Source organism: Anabaena sp. UHCC 0451, from assembly GCF_034931405.1.
In the GTDB taxonomy this organism is placed as follows: Bacteria; Cyanobacteriota; Cyanobacteriia; order Cyanobacteriales; family Nostocaceae; genus RDYJ01.
This window is the reverse complement of sequence record NZ_JAYGHA010000017.1, coordinates 78,504-97,546: the sequence shown is the minus strand read 5'-3', so window position 1 is coordinate 97,546 and position 19,043 is coordinate 78,504. Positions and strand designations below refer to the sequence as shown.

Sequence of the window (19,043 nt, the reverse complement as noted above, 5' to 3'; positions counted from 1 at the left end):
TTTACTTTAAAAATCAAATGGAATTATCCATCTATCTACACGGACAATTCCATTAATCTGTCAAAATTTAATCACCTCAAACTCTTGTTATACCCTACAAAAGAGTATTATTTACTTAAACCATCATATCTATTTGGGTCTTTTTTATCTTTTTTATCCTTGGGATCTTTTTTAGGCTTTTTAGCTTCTTTATTACCTTTTTTTTCCTTAGACATTAGTGTTACCCAATTAAGTTTACTTGCCAAAGTTCCCATATTCTGCTATTAGTAAATCAGAGCGTAGCTTACCTGATATCCTTTAAAAACAGAAAAGGAAAATATTCTATCTTGACGCTACTAATTATCATGTTACATTGATATTTAATTTTCTTATGAATTTGATTAACTCTGATACAAAACTTAACTTAGTAAAAATATAACGATTCATGATATCTATAAAAATTATAAATTAAATATAGATAATCACAATCACTATGTTCTACTCGTGTTAACCCGAAAATTGTCAAGCAACACCTTCCAGATGCTCCAATATCTGATCTTGTATCTGCTTGTAATGCTGCTTTAACAACTTTTTACTAACTTGTGATTGAGATGAAGATGGTAGTTGCTGACTTTGTTTGACCCAAGTTTTCAACTTTTGTCTCTGTGCTGGAGCAATGTTACTGTTGAGGATGTGGACGCAATTATGGGGGGGTTCTAGAGTGAAAAGAAACAAAGGGTAGGAATTATTGGCCGCCAATGCTGATACTAGCTGAAGATTATGGGGATTTTGCATATCTAGATAGCATGGCAACCATTTGGGTCCAAGTTGGCGATTGTAAAGCACTGTTAACCACAGCAGCATTGGGTGAGGAGATGTAATAAAGATAAACTGATTGTATCGCTTAGTAACAGCACGATTTTTAATTTCTTCCTGTGGTAACATTAGCCACACAGAACAAAGAGATACTTCTTGCGTATCTATCAGCTGAGGAAACACAATTTCCTGAGTAGGTTTATCTTTAGGCCAAATAAGCTGACCGTAGCTATGAGTAATTTTTTCTGAATACTCAGAACCCAAAGAAAAATCAGCAGTAGATTTTTTATCTACATTTGTGACTTTCTGTTGTTGGCTGGACTTTTCTATATTTGCCAATATTTGCAAAATTTTGTCTATATTTTGAGGTCTATTTTCTGGTTTTTTTTCCAGACAAGCCATGATTAAATCATTTAACTGCTGAGGTATTTCAATATAAGGATTGACATCGGCAATAGCTCTGGGTTTTTCAAATTGATGCACCTTATACCAAGCGCCAAAATAGTTAGTTTCTGGTTGCCAGGGTTTTTTACCTGTCAACATTTCAAACATCATCACACCCAAGCTATAAATATCAGAACGGCTGTCTAATTCTCCTCCATCTAATTGTTCTGGGGAACAATAGGGCAAAGTTCCATGAAATCCCTTGGTTCTATTGGGTGTTGCCGAGTTTAAGAATTTTGCAATCCCGAAATCTAAAATTTTTACTAACTGCCCCAACATAGGATCAGGAATGACGATAATATTAGCTGGTTTAATATCTCTATGAATTAATGGATGAATTTGACCATCAACCGTAATACCTTTATGGGCGCACTGTAAGCCTAAACAAATCTGGCGTAAAAGATTGAGAAATATGGGTAGAGATATGGGAATTAACTCTTTTAAACTCTTGCCAGATAAATATTCCATGACGTAAAATGCCTTACCGCCTTTACTCACACCATAGTCATAAGCCTTGACAATATGTATACTTTTTTGACTCAATGCCGCACTGAGTAAAGCTTCACGATTAAAGTTAGCTTGAACTTTGGGGTTGACAACTGTCTCGGATAAAAATTTTATGGCAACTGGTGTACCTCCTAGTAAAACATCAGATGCTAAAAAAACTTCACCCATGCCACCTTTCCCGATTACCTTTTGCAGTTGATAACGGTTGACAAGCAACTCCTGATTTTCTGGAGACGCAAATGGGCTTGTGTTCACTTTAATAACCTCTAATCTGGAATGGAATTGATTTTGATCAATTGCTCTTAGTTACTAGTACACTGCGGCGTAAGTGAATGAACCGTTTTCAATCTCCGAAAAGTCTATTCTGTCTTAATTTTGACTTTTGACTTTTGACTTTCGCAAAGCGGTACTAGAGTTATGATTAAGATTTAAATAACTCAAATAATCTCATTAGCCACGAACGAAACAAAGGTTCAGGTTTTTTTGATGTTATATTTATCTTTTGAAGCAACTCTTTTTTAAATTTTTCATATTCTATCTTGAGCATAGATTTGGCTTGAATGGAAGAAGTAAGCTTGTTAATATCTTGACTTAAATTAATGGCATCGGAGAGATATTGGCGTTGTTTTGCTGTCAACAAAAAAGTTATAACATGACTACATTGATGAGGTGATTCATAGGCGAAAAGTAATAAGTGAAAGTAGCCAATTCCTGCTAAATTACGCAATATTTTTTCCTCTCTATTATCTTTAATATCTAAATAATAAGATAACCATCTGATTAAATCAGAATCATCATGTAACATTGTCACCCACAATACCATTGGATAATCTTCTATTTTACCAATAAACTCAGTGGTATGTGTTTTTTCTTTAAATTTCAGAATTTCTGCTTGAGGTAACATCGCCCAAAGAGTCGGAATATTGCCTTTAGATGTATGTAAAAGATGGGGAAAACAAATTAGTCCAACTGGTTTATTTTTAGGCCATTGTTTTTGCCAACAAGCTTGTTCTGAAATTGATGTTAAAGGTACTAGTTTGACATTATGCTCCGGCTGGATTTTATCATCATGATGAACAGCATTTTCTTCAAATTGTGTTTTAATTTTAGCTAAATCATCTAATATTTCTTTTACGCTCTGAGGTCTGTCATTTACATCCTTTGCTAAACAACGCATGACTAATTGTTGTAATTCCTGGGGAACTTGAATCTGGGGATTAACTTCTTCAAATGTCGGGGGAGCTTGAATACAATGAAGTTTACACCAAAGGCTAAAAGAGTGGCTTGTTGTATAAAATGGATGTCTTCCTGTGAGCATTTCAAACATCAACAAGCCCAAACTATAAATATCAGAGCGCACATCTAAAATTTTCTTCCCTTGCATTTGTTCTGGAGAGGAGTAAGGTAAACTACCTATAAACGATTCAGTCATGGTCATCCCACTACTCTCAGTCAAAAATTTGGCAATACCAAAATCAAGAATTTTGACTATTTCGGTTTTTTTACCCTCATTATGAATAAATATATTTTCTGGTTTAATATCTCTATGAATGATAGGATAAATTTTTCCATTCAGAGTTACTCCTTGATGAGCGCAATATAAACCTAAAGAAATTTGCTGGCAGATTGTTAAAAATCTACCTATGCTTAAACTTTCAATTTTGAGAATTTGTTTGATATTTCTGCCATTCAGATGTTCCATGACATAAAATGGCACTCTTTCGTTAGTGATGCCATAGGTCAGTACACGGGTAATATGTGGACTTTTTTTACCTAATTGAGCGCCAATAAAAATTTCTCTGCCAAAGCGTTCAGCTAACTGTTTATTGCCTATACTCAAAGAAAGCATTTTCACGGCGACTAATATACAATTTTTGGTGACATCTTCTGCTAGGTAAACTCTACCCATGCCTCCTGCACCCAGTAGATCTCTGATTAAATAACGATTATTTAATAATTTACCAATGTAAATGTCTGATGCCGTTTTGTATTCATTCATATCCTGGTTTTTATGCTGGACTACAAAATCAATATAGATATTTACTACAGGATATTTTAGCAAAATTATTACAACTATGATTTTTCTTGATATATACAAATCTTCATAATGCTATGGTAGACACATTTGATTTGTAAATATCTATCATGGATTAATCTCTACTCGTTAAGGCAAAAATAGCCATGACTTTTGACACCAATGACTAAGAATCTCTCTAGGTGAATCAAATCCTGTCAATTGACATCACATCACATCACCTTGATAGACTTTATGTTTAAGCCATCTCATCTTGTGTAACATATTTTAGTGATTATCGTGTAGCTGTAACAATACTTAAATTACATTGAATTACAACTAAAAGTTTCAGTAATTATACTAGGAATTACGCAAGTGTCACACCAAAAATCTGTTGTAGGGTGCGTCAGACTGCATAAATGCTGTAAATAAACAGATTGTTGATATCTGACGCACCCTACCAATGTGCCAGTTGCGTAAGTCCTGTATATGTCCGAGTATTTATTGAGGAAGGGGAACTCGTAGCAGACGTAGTAACCGGGTTAAGGGTGATTCGAGCTTGAGTTTAAAGGCTAGGATTTGGGTGGTTTGCAGTCTGTTGAAATTGTTGTCACTGACTAAAATTAACGAAGTTTCTCCATCAGGTAGTTTCGGACCAAGGGTTAAGCCTTCAATATTGTCTAATGCTACGTCTAGAGTTTGTAAATCTAAAAGTAGTTTTTTCTCTACTGGGTTGATTTTTCTCATGCCAATACTGGAAAGGCTATCAATGTTATGAATATCATCGGCATTTTCCAGGGAAATTTGAAACAGAGAAATAGCAAATCCTAGACCTGTAAAAGTCCTTTCCAAACTTAGTAAGTGTCCTTGATTATCTAAGGATAGTAAATCTGGTAATCCACTATCAAATCTGCCAATCAGATTAAATATGGGTGTGACTGGTTGTGTTGGATAAAGATATTCTTTTTCAGGCTGATAGTTAGCAAGATTATATTGTAAAATTCGGCATAGAGTACCAGAGCCAGGTTTTGCTGCTGCACCATCTTGAATTAGGGCGTTTTCAGTTGCTGTAAATAATAATTGGTGATTGGGTGTGATGGTGAGGCTTTCAAAAGCTAAATTATTACGGATACCCTGCTGATTTTTTGAATCTGGTAAAAATTTTTTGGCGATGGGTAAAGTGGTAATAGCCTGGCCAGAAGTAAGGGAGAATTCTTTAATAAAAGGATTAATTAATTTCTGTACATCTCCTTCAGAAGTAATAAATAGAGTTTCTTTGTTACTTAAAGCAATACCTTCTGTATCAGTGGTACTAGGAATAAATTTTTGATTATTTTGATTTAATAAGGTGGTGACTGCTACGGGAGTAACTCCGTCTTTTGTTAATTTACCTTGGCTGAGGTCAATTTTTAGTGTATAAAATCGCGCAGGTGAGTTTTGTCCTCTGTCGTCAGAAATGGCATAGTAAAGGTCTTTCTTGGCATCATAAGTAATTCCCGATAGTCCTCCCAGTTCGGTTTTTTGGAAAGATAATCCCGTGGGTAAAGTGGCTGCACCAATAAAATCTATACCAGTTACCGTCACTTTTGCCGAGGCAATATTACTGAAGAATAAACTGATAATGATTATGGTAATGGTAATGGTAAAGTAAATAATTAATGGTAGTTTCTTAATTTTTTTGAACAATTGCATAGTTAGCTTATACCACTTAAAAATTAAAAATTGGGTAAAAATTAAAAATTGGGAAAGTAGGATTTAGTTTGGGTGTGGTGGATTTTGGCGAATTTGTGTAAGCTATAAAAGCGTTTATGCAAATTTTTTAGCATCTTCGGTCTGAAAAAATTCAACTAGCCAGTCTTTAACTTTAAGGGTGGCGCGACAGTCGTCTTCGTTGTAACGTTGGATTAGTTCTAGTAAGGTGCGATCGCCTATTTCTAACCATTGATCATACCAATAAATACACTTTGCACCACTAGCTTCTTGATCACGCCATTCAAATCCTAACCAACGAGCGATCGCTTTGAGAGCATAACTTTCGATTGGTAAAGCAACACTTTGTGTTAATTGTTCATAAATATCTACAAACCGATTGAGTAGCGGACCGACTGAGGTATAAGGTGTGCGGTAAAGTCTGCCTAGTTTTTTCACTGTATCAACTTCATAAGCACAAAAATGATAAATTGGCGCTTGGGGATATTGCCAAACTAAATCTAAAAATTGCTGCCAAATTAGTGCTTCTTGTTCTGGTGTTTCTGCTAAAAATGAATGAAACTGTTCTGTATTGGCTTGTCTATCAACAACTAACACCCCTAACAAATAATTTAAGTTTAAATCTGGTTGTGCCTCAATATCAAAATATAGCTCAATGGGGGCTGTAAATGTCAGGTTTTCGCCTGGTAAGGCGTAGGGTAATACTAGCGGTTGTGCTGTTAATACTGATTGCGCTTGGACGATGAGTTTGGATGCTACTTCAGTATCAAAACCAATCAGGTTCTCTAAAATGCTGTGATTAGTTTGAGCTAGTGCGTCTAATGTCGTGATAGATAATTCTTGCAATTGGGTGTAGCGAATTGGTGTCACACCTGGTAAAAGTGAGAGATGTTGCTGAGATTTAGCGACCTCATAACAGTGATTATACCAATGACATAGATTACACTTTTGCCGAGCAATAAATACCTCTGGTGCTGCTGGTGTCTGAATAACAGCAGTATAATCAGTTAAAATATTTAACATTTGTGGTGTCCATTTATCCAAATCCACCACATAGGTTGAGTCCTGATTCCGCAATATCAGCCAAGCTTCTGCCAGTGTTACTTCCTGTAATACGCCCAAAATTTCGGCGTGAAAGGCAGCAATAACTTGATATTCTTGTTTGGGACGTTTACCTAGTTGAATATCCACAGGAACATAAAACCATTCGCCAAAGATGGATGTTCCTGGCTGTTTGACAAGTAAATCTGGACGACTCAGTAAAGTGTATTCATTGTAGTTAGCTAATACAACTCCACGATGAATGATATCAACCCCTTGCTGCATCAATTCTATCGTTGCTGCTGCACCTGCTTCCCAGTTTCCTGAAGGAAAATCTGGTTGATGATAAGCGAGGTTTGCTAACACACTTTGTCTATGAGTGACTTTATCTTGTTGTACTTTCATTAACAATTCATGGGTGACATTTCGCTGGATATTGTCACCATGAGTATCTAAAAAAGGCCGCCGCTTGCAGCGTTGGTATTGGAGTAGAAGTTCAGCATTAATTAACATTCCTTTAAGCTAACAATAATTAGGATATTTTGGGAATAAGGTAGAACGCAGGAGGAATAGAATTATTAATACGGTTTTTCAAGATCAATGACAGTTTTAATCTCCAAAATCTCACATCCAAAATCTCAAATTGATATGTTGCATCACCATCGCGCACAATTTCCAGCTTTAGCCAATAAGATTTATTTTAATTATGGGGGACAAGGACCAATGCCTCAAGGGGCAATGGAGGCTATCACCCAAACTCAAGCGCATATTCAGGAAATAGGACCTTTTGGTACTGAGGCTTATCGCTGGATATCACCTCAAATGCAAGCCACTAGAGAAGCGATCGCCTCTACATTAAATGTACCACCTGACACAATTACTCTGACAGGTAATGTCACCATTGGCTGTAATATCGGAATGTGGGGTATTGATTGGCAACAGGGTGATCATTTACTACTTTCCGATTGTGAACATCCCGGAGTAATTGCCACTGCTAAGGAAATTAGCCGCAGGTTTGGGATAGAAATCTCTACTTGTCCCCTGATGGCAACTTTAAATGAGGGTGATCCTGTCACTATTATTGCCGAAAATTTACGCCCCAATACCAGACTAGTAATTTTAAGTCATGTTTTGTGGAATACTGGTCAAGTTTTGCCTATTGACAAAATCACAGAATTATGCAGAAACAACAATTCTTTATTGTTGGTAGATGCGGCTCAATCAGTTGGAGTTCTACCTTTAAATTTAACAGAATTGGGGGTAGATTTCTATGCTTTTACTGGACATAAATGGTTATGTGGTCCAGCAGGTGTAGGTGGTTTGTATGTGCGACCACAAACACGAGAAATATTACAGCCAACCTTTATTGGCTTAGATGGAGTAATTACTAATAATCAAGCACAACCGATTAGTTGGCAACCAGATGGGCGAAGATATGAAGTTTCCACCTTAGCAACTCCATTATATGTGGGTTTAAGGGAAGCGATCGCGACTCATAACCAATGGGGAACAGCAGAGGAACGCTATCAACAAATTTGTCAAAATAGTAAATATCTTTGGCAAAAGTTAACAGAATTACCTGAGATCAAATGTTTAAAAAATTCTCCACCTCAAAGCGGTTTAGTTTCATTTCAGCTGGCTAATCATCAACCTAGCGCCAAATTAGTGCAATTTTTAGAATCACAAAAAATCCTAACTCGCACAATTGCCAATCCTAATTGTATTCGGGTTAGCGTTCATTACTTAACATTAGCATCAGAAATTGACCAATTAATAGAAGAAATAGCAAAATTCTCTCATCTGTAAATGCCAAAATCAATGTTTACCAATTACCCATTACCTCCTATATGAACCGTCCAATTTTATATGTAGCGATCACTAATCACGGTTTTGGGCATACTACCCGCACTGCATCAATAGCTGCAACAATTCAAAAATTATGTCCAGAAGTGCTGTTAATTCTTGTCACAACAGCACCTCGATGGCTGCTAGAATCCTATATCAAAGGTGATTTTATCCTGCGTCAACGTGCATTTGATTTAGGTGTGGTTCAAACTGATAGTTTAACAATGGATAAAGCAGCCACTCTAGAAAAGTTAAGAGAGATTAAAAAAAGTCAAAATTCGTTAATTGCTTCCGAAGTTAATTTTATTCGCCAAAATCGTGTTAATCTCATTTTGGCGGATATTCCCTTTCTTGCGGCTGGGTTTGCGAAAGCGGCAAATATTCCCTGTTGGATGACAAGTAACTTTAGTTGGGACTTTATTTATCGAGATTGGGGAGGAGAATTTATAGAAATTGCTGATTGGATTAGTGATTGGTATACTAAAAGCGATCGCTTGTTTCGTCTTCCTTTCCACACACCAATGTCAGCTTTCCCCAATATCATGGATGTGGGTTTAACGGGTGGTTCTCCCTACTTTTCCATTGATGAAATACGCACTACCTGGGGAATAACTGCACCACCAGAAAAAACAATTTTACTCACATTTGGAGGTTTGGGATTACAGGCAATTCCTTATGATAATATTAGGAAATTTCCTGACTGGCAATTTATCACCTTTGATGCTTCAGCACCAGAGTTACCTAACTTAATTAAAGTGCAAAATCGTCAATATCGTCCTGTTGACTTTATGCCAATTTGTGGAAGAGTTGTTTCTAAACCTGGGTACAGCACTTTTGCAGAAGCTACACGTTTAGAACTGCCTATCATTACCATACCTCGTGATGATTTTGCTGAAGCTGATTTATTATTAGCAGGGATTAAAAATTATCACCACCATCAAATTATTACAGCAACAGAATTTTTCACAGGAAATTGGGATTTTCTCCATGACTTACCCCAACCACCAAATCACCCGCAACCAATAGCTAAAGATGGTAATGAAACCATAGCTAAAGCCGTGATTAATTATTTTCAGTTACTGTAAATAAAATTGCGAAAATACTCCCAATTTAACATCCAAAATCTAAAATCTAAAATCTAAAATCTAAAAAACTTGGTATGACACACTACCAAAAATTACTGAGAATTTCCACCACTGGCAAATCCTTTCAAAACATTACCTCAAAAATTACTGCCATAGTCGCAGAATCAGGGATAAAAACAGGACTTTGCACTTTATTTTTGCGTCACACTTCAGCCAGTTTAGTCATTCAAGAAAACGCTGACCCTGATGTGTTAATAGACTTGGAAAATTTTATGGCTAAATTAGTACCAGAAGGCCGGGATTATATCCATGATGCCGAAGGTGCTGATGATATGCCAGGACACATCCGCACAGTTTTAACCCATACTTCCGAAAATATTCCCATTAATAATGGTCATTTAGTTTTGGGAACATGGCAAGGTATTTATATTTGGGAACATCGCCAACATAATCATACCAGAGAATTGATAGTTCATATTTCTGGTTGAAAATGTGATTTAATACTAATTAATTAAGTATCTTAACCTAACCGTGTATGTGGTATGACTTTTTTGATAGAACCTATACCCAACGAAAAGAAACATAATTACAAATGTAAAATAAGTATAAAATCAATTCATATATGTAATCGTTCACTTACCTCCTAAACGTAACCATGTCATCTAAAATTACTCTCACCATTACTCAAGGTACACTTTCTGGAAAGGAATATCATTTTGACTCTCGTAGCACTTGTATCATTGGCAGAAACCATGATTGTAACCTACAGTTAGCTAATGAAATTGATATGACTATTTCCCGTTATCACTGCTTATTAGATATTAATCCACCAGATATTCGGGTGCGCGATTTGGGAAGTTTAAATGGCACTTTTGTCAATGGTAAAAAAATTGGTCAAAGAAAACGTCATCAAACTCCACAAGAAGGGTTAAAGTTAAACTTCCCAGAATATGATTTACAAGATGGTGATGAAATTAAATTGGGAGATATTTTATTTAAAATAGGCATAGAAATCGAAGAATCACAGCTAATTAAAACCCCAAATCCAGTTGTAGAAAAAAAAGCAAAACCAAATTTTTTAAACCTGATTCAACACTTACTGGAATTAGGCTTACAAGGTGAAGAAAATCTACAAACAATTTCCTGCTACAAGTTAGTTAAATCTCTTGGGAAAGGTGGTTTAGGGGAAGTATTTTTAGCAGAAAATATCAAATTAAGAAAATTTGTGGCTATTAAGTTGATGTCCCCAGCAGTCGCTGGTAAAGAAGAAGGCATACATCAGTTTTTGGGGGAAGCAAAAAATACAAAGTCTTTACAACATCCTCATGTAGTACAGTTGCTAGATTATGGCTTTGCTGAGGAAACTTTCTTTTTTATCATGGAATATTGTGAAGGAGGAAATGTTTGGGACTTAATGCAAAGGTCAGGATGGCGTTTACCTGTTAACATTGCTGTAGAAATAATTATCCAAGTTCTCGAAGGTTTGATATATGCCCATCAAATCAAAATTACTGATGTTAAATTAGCTGATCAGAAGGTGGGAAAAGATAAAGTTTTTGTTCACCGAGATTTAAATCCGTATAATATTTTGATTACCTATGCCGATGATAAAATAGTGGCAAAAATAGGTGATTATGGTTTAGCTAAAGCCTTTGATTTAGCAGGTTTAAGTGGTCAAACTCTGACAGGAAATCAAATGGGAACACCTGCATTTATACCACGTCAACAGGTACTAGATTTTCAGAACTCACTACCAGAAGTTGATGTTTGGGCAACAGCAGCTTGTTTATATAATATGCTGACGGGCTATTTTCCCCGTGATTTTACTGGTGATCCTTGGTTGGCAGTTTTGCAAAATGACCCTGTACCTATTCTTCAGCGGAATAAAAGCATTCCTAAAAAATTAGCAGAAGTGATAGATTTAGCCTTGGTGGAAAAACCGCAAATCACTTTTCAGACTGCGGAAGAGTTTAAGCAAGCATTGATAAAAAGTATTTCCTAAGTATTTTTATATGTGTATCTACAAGAAACTTATAAAGTAATTGATACCTCATCATCTCGTATCTAGGTGACATCTACATTCGTACTTATAAGTAACATACCCAGATCCCAGACTTCTTGAAGAAGTTGGGGATCTAACTGAAATTTAGACTAAAATAACCTCATCTAAGTAAGTCGGCTTGAAAAAAACGAGGTATGTTACAAAATGTAAAATCCCTCAAAGTTTCTTTCCTCTTGCCTTTTGCCTCTTGCCTTTTGCCTTGCCTCAACGATAAATTTCAACGCCTACCTACTTACTCTAACTGTAGAATTACGTAAAATCTCAGCTAAAACACTTATGAAAATTGCTGATTTAATCACCTGGTTTGAAGAATGGGCAAATCCTGCTTGGTGTGAAAGCTGGGATAATTGCGGTTGGCAGATTCAGCCTGGTGTGTTAGAGGAAGAAACACGAGTATTAGTGTGTTTAACTCCAACTTTAGCCGTGATGGCAGAAGCGATCGCTCTCAATGCTAATCTGATTTTTGCCCATCATCCCCTAATTTTCAATCCCCCCAAATCTCTATGCAGTGGGGAAGCACTGGGAGAAATGGTGAGGTTAGCTTTTACTCACAATATCGGTATCTACAGCGCCCATACCAATTTTGATCAGGTAAACGATGGCACAGCGGATGTTTTAGCGCAAATGTTACACCTACAAGCAGTATCTCCCATAGTTCCCACCCAATCAGGTTTAGGATATGGACGGGTAGGAATGCTAGAACCGTCTCTAACATTGCAAGAATTACTCACCACAATTCAAACTCAACTTCAGCCCCCAAAATTGATTTTTTCCCCGACAGAGAATTTACAACAGCAAATTTCACGAGTTGCTGTTTTGGGTGGTTCGGGTGCTGGTTTTATTTCCGCAGTCTTGAAAACCAACGCTCAAGCCTATCTTACCGCTGATTGCAAATTCCATCAGTTCCAAGAAAGTAGAGATCAAGGACTGATTTTAATTGATGCTGGACATTATGCCACTGAACGCCCAGCGTGCGATCGCTTGGTACAAAAATTCCAATTACTCAACTTAAATTGGGTGCAATTGAGTCAACAGGATGAAGATTTCCGCCAGTTTTTGCCTTGAGAAAATATTATTTTTCTTTGTAGTTTTCAATACACAAGTTTGCTTAAGCAACGAAAATCATAGTATAATTAAATACTTAAAATGACTTTAAATCTATTCAATAGCTTGGTATTGTATATGACATACAATAGTTCAGCACTTAGAAGATATTCTATGATATTATAGGATTTGTTTTTTATGCTCGTGATTGAAGTCACAATATATTTGTAATGAGAATCACCAATAGTTACTGTCCTATATCAATGTATTTTGGGAGCAAGTGTTCCACACTAGGAATAATAAATCGTTCATTCTGCCTTGTTTATCATGATTCGCACACTCATTGCATCTGCCTTCCAAACGGGATATCTTAGTGTTGAATCAGAGGGTTTACTCCTTCAGGTACTGGCAACTAGGTGCTATGATTCAGATGATTTAAAAGCTCTTACTACCCTATACGAAGCGATCCGCATAGGTAAAATTAAACGAGAAGCTTGCTCAAGCAATTTGATGGAACTGCCCGTATTGAATAAATCCCACTAACAACTACTCAACAAACCTTGCCGATAAATCTTGTAAAGATTCTAAAAAAGATTAAACGCGTTAGATTTTATTTAAATAACAGTCAGGAAATTACAAATAAGAAAATTCCCCCCATCCACAAATTTCCCCATATTTTTGCCACTGACAGGTAAGATAGCTGTTTTAGACATCAGGTTACAGATCAAAACTCAAAACTCTTCGGTGATTGTTGTTTAAAACCATGAAGGTAAGTCTGAGAATGAGTTAAGATCAAATACATTAGGGTTAAAAGTACAGCCAAGTCCCCAGACTTCCTAGAAATGCCAATGATTACAAGTAGGCAACTCAAACAACCGCAATTTACGCTTGTTTTGCAGCACTATTTATTACATGATGGTAGTAAGGAATAACTACCACATACTAACCTAGTTAGGACAAATTCAGAAATGTTTAACTTTTATAAAGTAGACATTACCTAGCATTGACCCAAAAGAGATTAAATTCAACTGATGCAGTAACCATTAGTTTATGACCCAAGATTTCCTGATATTTGACTACTACCACCGAGTCGTTCTGAGATTGGGTAATAAACATACTAGTTATGAAGCGTGAAATTGGCCTCTTGAGGGTATTTCTGACCGGGGTTAAAACCCGGATTTTGACAGGTTTAACTACGTTGTTTAAAAAGGCAGAAGCAGTACATGCTACACCGCAAAATTTATCAACTGTGTTGCGATGGGCGGGAGGTATGTGTTTTTTTGCGGGATCAGCAACGCTGGATAGAGCGGGCCCGCATCATCGATATAGAGGGTGATTTAGTGACTCTACGCTATGAAACCGATGAAGAAGACGAAGTTTGTTCTTGGGAAGAGATGGTTCGCCTAGAAAGCATTGGCTCGGTAACACAGAAATTAGCCTCCGTATCACGGAGTAATGTGGAACCTCTGATGACTGAAGATTGTCCTGAGTCGGAACGTATCCGCAATCGTTTTACTGACTTGAATCCAGACTAACTATTTAGTGCTGGGTTGTGAGTTCTGAGTCGCAAATTCTGATTCAGGATTCATGATCAGCTAAACGTTCAAAAGCAGGACAATAACCTTCCAGGGTAACTTTGAAGTTATACAACGGGGCGGCGGAATTCCAACACCGTTGCCCTCTTTGGTATCTGCACGTACCGCAGCATTCTAGATCAGACCATGAGTGAAGATGCTTGCTGCGGGCTATATCTACACTATTTTGATTCAGCAGTTCTCTTTGAGACAAGCCCCTTAATACTAGTTCTTCTCCCTGCCAACGAGCTTCTATTAAACCAGTATCCGCAAATTGCTGCCAACGGGGATCATTTGTAATTGCATCTGGTAGGGTGATGGTAATGACTGTTTCTAGCTCTGTTAACTCGCCTTCATAATTAGTTTCTGGGGCAGAAGGTTGTAAAAATGTTTCGCCAATTGGTAATTCTACAACCATGCCAGCGGCTGGGGAATGAATATGATAACGATTTTGTAATTCGTCTAAGCTAGTTAGGTCAGCTAAGTAAGCTGGAGAACCGTGGACAAAAACGACGTGTTGGGGTCGTAAATTATGAATTAACTGAGTTGTTCCTGGTCCATCACTATGTTGAGCTAAAAGATAACTCTCAATGGTAGTCGGTGCTAAATATTCTTGATTAACTGTGATATCAATTTTTTCTGGGAGGAGAATTAGCCAAGGTCCTGTGTTGGGTTGGCAATATTTACCAAAATCTGCTGTAGAGTCAGTGAGGACAATACAGGGAGAACTGCCTAAATTAGCTAAATTTTCTACTTTTAATCGTCGCACGCGGGGACGTACCCGTTCATCCCAAAATAAAGGTTGATGACGGGCAAAATTCTGGACTGATGCGGGAAGGTGGGGTAAAAGTTCTAAATAGGCATCACAACCCGTAGCCACATTACCATCAACCCAAATATCTAAATCCCGGCCAGTAAAATGATGATGAGAACGTAACAACATCAGCAATTCTTGACCTAAGCCTAAAGCGGGTGTGGGTAAAATGACAGAACTATGATCTGCGATGGCGCGATTAATTCTTTCTGCGAGTTGATTTTCTTGGTTACGACGGTGGGGATGGCGGGATGTTCCATAACTGCCCTCAATCAAGAGTACATCTAAATGTAAGCCTCTTAATTCTTCTAAACGTAATCCGTCTACTAGCCGAGAGTTGGAGAGAAAAAAGTCTCCTGTATAAAGTAATTTATAATCACGGTTTTGGGTGTGGTAGGTGAGGAGAATAGCCACAGCCCCAGGCAGATGACCGGCGGGAAATAATTCTACAATTAGATTTTCTTGTATTTCTATAGGCGATCGCAACGGTAGCGCCTGACAAAATGAAGGAATTTCTTCAGGTGCTTGTTCTGGCCAATTTAATGGCAATAACTTGCTAGTCACCTCACTAGCATAAATTGGCAATAGCGGAAAGGCTTGATTTAACGTTAATAAACCCCTAGCATGATCTGGATGAGCATGAGTAATCAAGACTAAATCTGCTGGTAAGGGTAAACTACCAGGATTTGCTGATTTAGTTATTCCTCTTGTCACAGATGAAATATCCCCCACACCACAGTCTAACAAAATGCGGTGTGGACCCATTCTTATTAGTAGACAAACACCTTCATCTTCATGCTGAACACTATAGGGTAAGCATTCCAATTCACTAGCCGCTTCCCCGTCATTAGGAAGAGAGGATACTGACAGATCATCCCTCATGCTCTAGGAATTTACTCCTCTCTAACTGTGGTTAATGTGCAGAACCGTTACCATGATAATTGTCTGAATCATAAAATCCGTTTTTCGTACCGAAAAATAAGCACGAAATAGTAAATATAACAGTTAATCCCACTAAAATCAGCTTAACATCCATTTGCTTACCATCCTCGATTAAACACTTTTTTATGGTAATAGTCTAATTCTAGATTCGGGTAGAATCGCTAGGAAATCTTTACTATAGCAGGGAACAGGGAACAGGGAACACGGTTGAAAGTCTTTTAGGTTAATTGTGTATCTCATTCAAGTGCATACCGTTATATACTCATTAGTCATTAGTCATAATTCATAATTTATTATTATTTACTCCCCAATCCCCAATCCCCAATCCCCAATCCCCAATCCCCAATCCCCAATCCCCAGTCCCTGTTTAAAAAACGATTTCTTCACCTTTCTCAGTAAAGCGGACATCTTTAATTTTCCATTGGGCATTGCTGGTTAAGGTTTTGCGGAGACTCCCAAACAAAGCGAACTGTTCACAACTAGAAAGAGAAGCTATTTGTCGCTTAGAGTCAGGGGCAATTCTCATATCAATTGTAGCGACTCCATTGTTAACATTTATACGATAACCAGACAAGCTGAAATCAGATGTATCTCGTGTCTCTATGATTTGACCGACGGCTTCGTTCATGGATTCATCTGCTGATACTGAAGCTTGTTTAGAAATATAATCTTGACATTGATCATCACTTGTGTATAGGGTGACTTGGGTAGTTTTACCAGAGACAGCTTTAGAAGTTGCAGTGGGAGAGGGTTGGGTGGAAAATGGTTCAGATGTGACTGGAGAATTCTGGGGATTTGGGGTAACTGTGCTGTTTGGTGTTGGTGCTGAAGTTGTATTATCAAAAGTATCGCTAGAATTGCAACTGCTGATGCTGGCGCAAGCTGCTAATACCATTAGGGGTAAAATATATCTAATTTTGGTGTTCATAGTCGTGTTTTGGTATTTCTGTAAGTAACCTTATTCTACAGATTTAACAGGTATAGGACTAAAGCTGCGTGTCACACCAAAAATCTGTTGTAGGGTGCGTCAGACTGCATAAATCCTGCAAATAAACAGATTGTTGATATCTGATGCACCCTACCAATGTGCCAGTTGCGTAAGTCATGAGGTAAATAAAATAGGAAATATAGTTACAAAATCTAATAAGCTGTTTGTACTTAGAATTTCTGCAAGTTCTTAGATAGATACATTAACTCTAAAACCAAATCAGAGACTATTGGCAACTATTAGGGAAAATTTTCTTTTTAATTAATTCATGGAGAAATAAATATAAATGGTGCAACCTCGCAAACAATTTGCTCAACATTGGCTAAAAAGCGAAAAAGCCCTGAATTCTATTGTTAAAGCAGCAGACTGTCAAGAAGATGATCGGATTTTGGAAATTGGTCCGGGTACGGGAATTTTAACTCGGCGTTTATTACCTCTAGTTCAATCTTTAGTGGCTGTGGAAATTGACCGTGATTTATGTAAACTACTGGCAAAACAACTAGGTGAGAGAGAAAACTTTTTACTTCTGCAAGGGGATTTTCTTAGTCTTGATGTAGCATCCCAACTGACGGCTTTTCCTAAGTTCCAAAAACAAAATAAAGTTGTTGCGAATATTCCTTATAATATTACTGGTCCAATTATTGAAAAGTTACTGGGTACTATTGCTAACCCCAACCCAGAACCATTTAATTCTATTGTGTTACTGGTACAGAAAGAAGTGGCCGAAAGATTATATGCTAATCCAGGTTCAAGAACTTTTGGGGCGTTGTCGGTGCGGGTGCAGTATTTGGCAGATTGTGAGTTAATTTGTACAGTTCCTGCTGGTGCATTTTACCCACCACCAAAAGTTGATTCGGCTGTGGTGCGGTTGCTACCTCGACAGATAGAAATTCCGGTTTATGACCCCAAAAAGTTAGCAAGTCTGGTTAAATTAGGGTTTGGGGCAAAGCGGAAAATGTTAAGAAATAATTTGCAATCTGTGATTGATCGCGATCGCTTGACCCAATTACTGGAACAATTAAATATAAATCCCCAAGTTCGTGCCGAAGACCTTAGTGTTGCACAATGGGTAACACTGGTAAATCAGGTGACTGGGGACTAGGGACTGGGGACTGGGGACTGGGGACTGGGAAGAAATAACTAATAACCAATGACTAATAACAACTAATTATGCGTTCTTATAGTTTAATTGCACCTGCGAAAATTAACTTATATTTAGAAATCATTGGTAGTCGTCCTGATGGATATCATGAGTTAGCCATGATACTCCAAAGTATCGACCTTGCAGACCAAATTGATTTACACCCTGCTAGTACGGAAGCGATTCGTGTTTACTGCAATCACCCACAAGTACCTACAGATAATACTAATTTAGCGTACCGAGCCGCCGCACTAATGGCGCAGCAATTTCCCGACGCTTTTAGTAATTTCGGCGGTATGGATATTACTGTCAAGAAAAACATTCCTGTTGCTGCTGGTTTAGCTGGAGGTTCGACAAATGCAGCAGCGGTGTTAGTGGGAATAGATTTACTTTGGAACTTGGGATTAACTAAATTAGAATTAGAAGAATTGGGCGCAAAACTCGGTTCAGATGTGCCATTTTGTATTTCTGGGGGAACAGTAATTGCCACTGGTAGAGGTGAACAACTTTCGCCGTTACCAAGTTTAAATGACATATATATAGTATTAGCTAAATATCGGAGTTTAGAAATTTCTACTCCTTGGGCTTATAAAACGTATAGGCAAGTATTTGGTAGTACCTATCTTAAAAATACTGAAGATTTAGTGGCTCGTGCTAATGCAGTTCATTCAGGCGAAATTGTCAAAGCTATCTCAGATAAAGATGTAGCTAAAATTGCCAAAAAAATGCACAATGATTTAGAAAAAGTGGCATTGCCAGCTTATCCTCAAGTATTACAACTGCGCGAATTATTTGCTAGTCAAGAAGGGGTTTTAGGAACAATGATGTCTGGTTCTGGACCTTCAGTATTTGCGATTATGGAATCAAAAGTACAAGCGGAAATAGTCAAGCAGCGAATTAGAGCAGCAATTCCTGATCAGGATTTAGAATTGTTTGTAACTCGGACAATTGCCAATGGAATTCACATATTAAAGTGAATAGGTGACAGGTGACATTAAGAAGGCAAGAGGCAAAAGGCAAAAGGCAAAAGTTTATTC

16 protein-coding genes are annotated in these 19,043 nt (G+C 37.5%); 9 read left to right on the top strand and 7 right to left on the bottom strand.

The window, feature by feature from the left end; translation table 11 throughout:
• Positions 1-107 precede the first annotated feature (107 nt).
• From VB694_RS13620 to VB694_RS13600, 5 genes are all read right to left on the bottom strand, one after another.
• Positions 108-254, bottom strand: coding sequence for a hypothetical protein (locus VB694_RS13620; RefSeq protein WP_323360856.1), 147 nt, complete (start codon positions 252-254; stop codon positions 108-110).
• Between the two features lie 247 nt (positions 255-501).
• Positions 502-2,001, bottom strand: coding sequence for a serine/threonine-protein kinase (locus VB694_RS13615; RefSeq protein ID WP_323360855.1), 1,500 nt, complete (start codon positions 1,999-2,001; stop codon positions 502-504).
• A 166-nt stretch (positions 2,002-2,167) separates the two neighbouring features.
• Positions 2,168-3,745, bottom strand: coding sequence for a serine/threonine-protein kinase (locus VB694_RS13610; protein ID WP_323360854.1), 1,578 nt, complete (start codon positions 3,743-3,745; stop codon positions 2,168-2,170).
• A 516-nt stretch (positions 3,746-4,261) separates the two neighbouring features.
• Complete coding sequence (locus tag VB694_RS13605) at positions 4,262-5,452, bottom strand: esterase-like activity of phytase family protein (RefSeq protein ID WP_323360853.1); 1,191 nt, start codon at positions 5,450-5,452, stop codon at positions 4,262-4,264.
• Positions 5,453-5,566: 114 nt separating this feature from the next.
• A complete protein-coding gene (locus VB694_RS13600) occupies positions 5,567-7,024 on the bottom strand; it encodes a TM0106 family RecB-like putative nuclease (protein ID WP_323360852.1) in 1,458 nt (485 codons plus the stop codon).
• A gap of 135 nt (positions 7,025-7,159) precedes the next feature.
• Here VB694_RS13600 and VB694_RS13595 point away from each other — a divergent pair, with 135 nt between their 5' ends.
• The 7 genes from VB694_RS13595 to VB694_RS13565 all read left to right on the top strand — a co-directional run bounded on the left by VB694_RS13595 (position 7,160) and on the right by VB694_RS13565 (position 14,082).
• Positions 7,160-8,317 carry an aminotransferase class V-fold PLP-dependent enzyme gene (locus tag VB694_RS13595; RefSeq protein WP_323360898.1) on the top strand — a complete coding sequence of 386 codons (1,158 nt, stop codon included), beginning with the start codon at positions 7,160-7,162 and terminating at the stop codon, positions 8,315-8,317.
• Between the two features lie 41 nt (positions 8,318-8,358).
• Positions 8,359-9,441, top strand: a complete 1,083-nt coding sequence (locus tag VB694_RS13590; RefSeq protein WP_323360851.1) for a glycosyl transferase — start codon at positions 8,359-8,361, stop codon at positions 9,439-9,441.
• A 74-nt stretch (positions 9,442-9,515) separates the two neighbouring features.
• Positions 9,516-9,929 (top strand): secondary thiamine-phosphate synthase enzyme YjbQ, encoded by a 414-nt coding sequence (locus tag VB694_RS13585; protein ID WP_323360850.1) that lies wholly within the window; start codon positions 9,516-9,518, stop codon positions 9,927-9,929.
• Positions 9,930-10,096: 167 nt separating this feature from the next.
• Positions 10,097-11,443 (top strand): protein kinase domain-containing protein, encoded by a 1,347-nt coding sequence (locus tag VB694_RS13580; RefSeq protein WP_323360849.1) that lies wholly within the window; start codon positions 10,097-10,099, stop codon positions 11,441-11,443.
• A 336-nt stretch (positions 11,444-11,779) separates the two neighbouring features.
• Entirely contained in the window at positions 11,780-12,568 is a 789-nt protein-coding gene (locus tag VB694_RS13575) for a Nif3-like dinuclear metal center hexameric protein (RefSeq protein ID WP_323360848.1), read from the top strand.
• 306 nt (positions 12,569-12,874) lie between these two features.
• Entirely contained in the window at positions 12,875-13,090 is a 216-nt protein-coding gene (locus tag VB694_RS13570) for a hypothetical protein (protein WP_323360847.1), read from the top strand.
• A 680-nt stretch (positions 13,091-13,770) separates the two neighbouring features.
• Complete coding sequence (locus VB694_RS13565; protein WP_323360846.1) at positions 13,771-14,082, top strand: DUF6679 family protein; 312 nt, start codon at positions 13,771-13,773, stop codon at positions 14,080-14,082.
• A 43-nt stretch (positions 14,083-14,125) separates the two neighbouring features.
• Here VB694_RS13565 and VB694_RS13560 read toward each other — a convergent pair whose 3' ends face one another.
• The gene (locus VB694_RS13560; RefSeq protein WP_323360845.1) at positions 14,126-15,817 is read right to left on the bottom strand and encodes an MBL fold metallo-hydrolase; all 1,692 of its coding nucleotides are present in this window, start codon (positions 15,815-15,817) and stop codon (positions 14,126-14,128) included.
• 427 nt (positions 15,818-16,244) lie between these two features.
• Positions 16,245-16,805, bottom strand: a complete 561-nt coding sequence (locus VB694_RS13555; RefSeq protein ID WP_323360844.1) for a sporulation/spore germination protein — start codon at positions 16,803-16,805, stop codon at positions 16,245-16,247.
• A gap of 346 nt (positions 16,806-17,151) precedes the next feature.
• On the opposite strand from VB694_RS13555, the gene rsmA reads away from it, so the two are divergent.
• Both rsmA and ispE read left to right on the top strand, forming a co-directional pair.
• The gene (rsmA, locus tag VB694_RS13550; protein WP_323360843.1) at positions 17,152-17,967 is read left to right on the top strand and encodes a 16S rRNA (adenine(1518)-N(6)/adenine(1519)-N(6))-dimethyltransferase RsmA; all 816 of its coding nucleotides are present in this window, start codon (positions 17,152-17,154) and stop codon (positions 17,965-17,967) included.
• A gap of 68 nt (positions 17,968-18,035) precedes the next feature.
• Complete coding sequence (ispE, locus tag VB694_RS13545; protein ID WP_323360842.1) at positions 18,036-18,983, top strand: 4-(cytidine 5'-diphospho)-2-C-methyl-D-erythritol kinase; 948 nt, start codon at positions 18,036-18,038, stop codon at positions 18,981-18,983.
• The last annotated feature ends 60 nt before the right edge of the window (positions 18,984-19,043 follow it).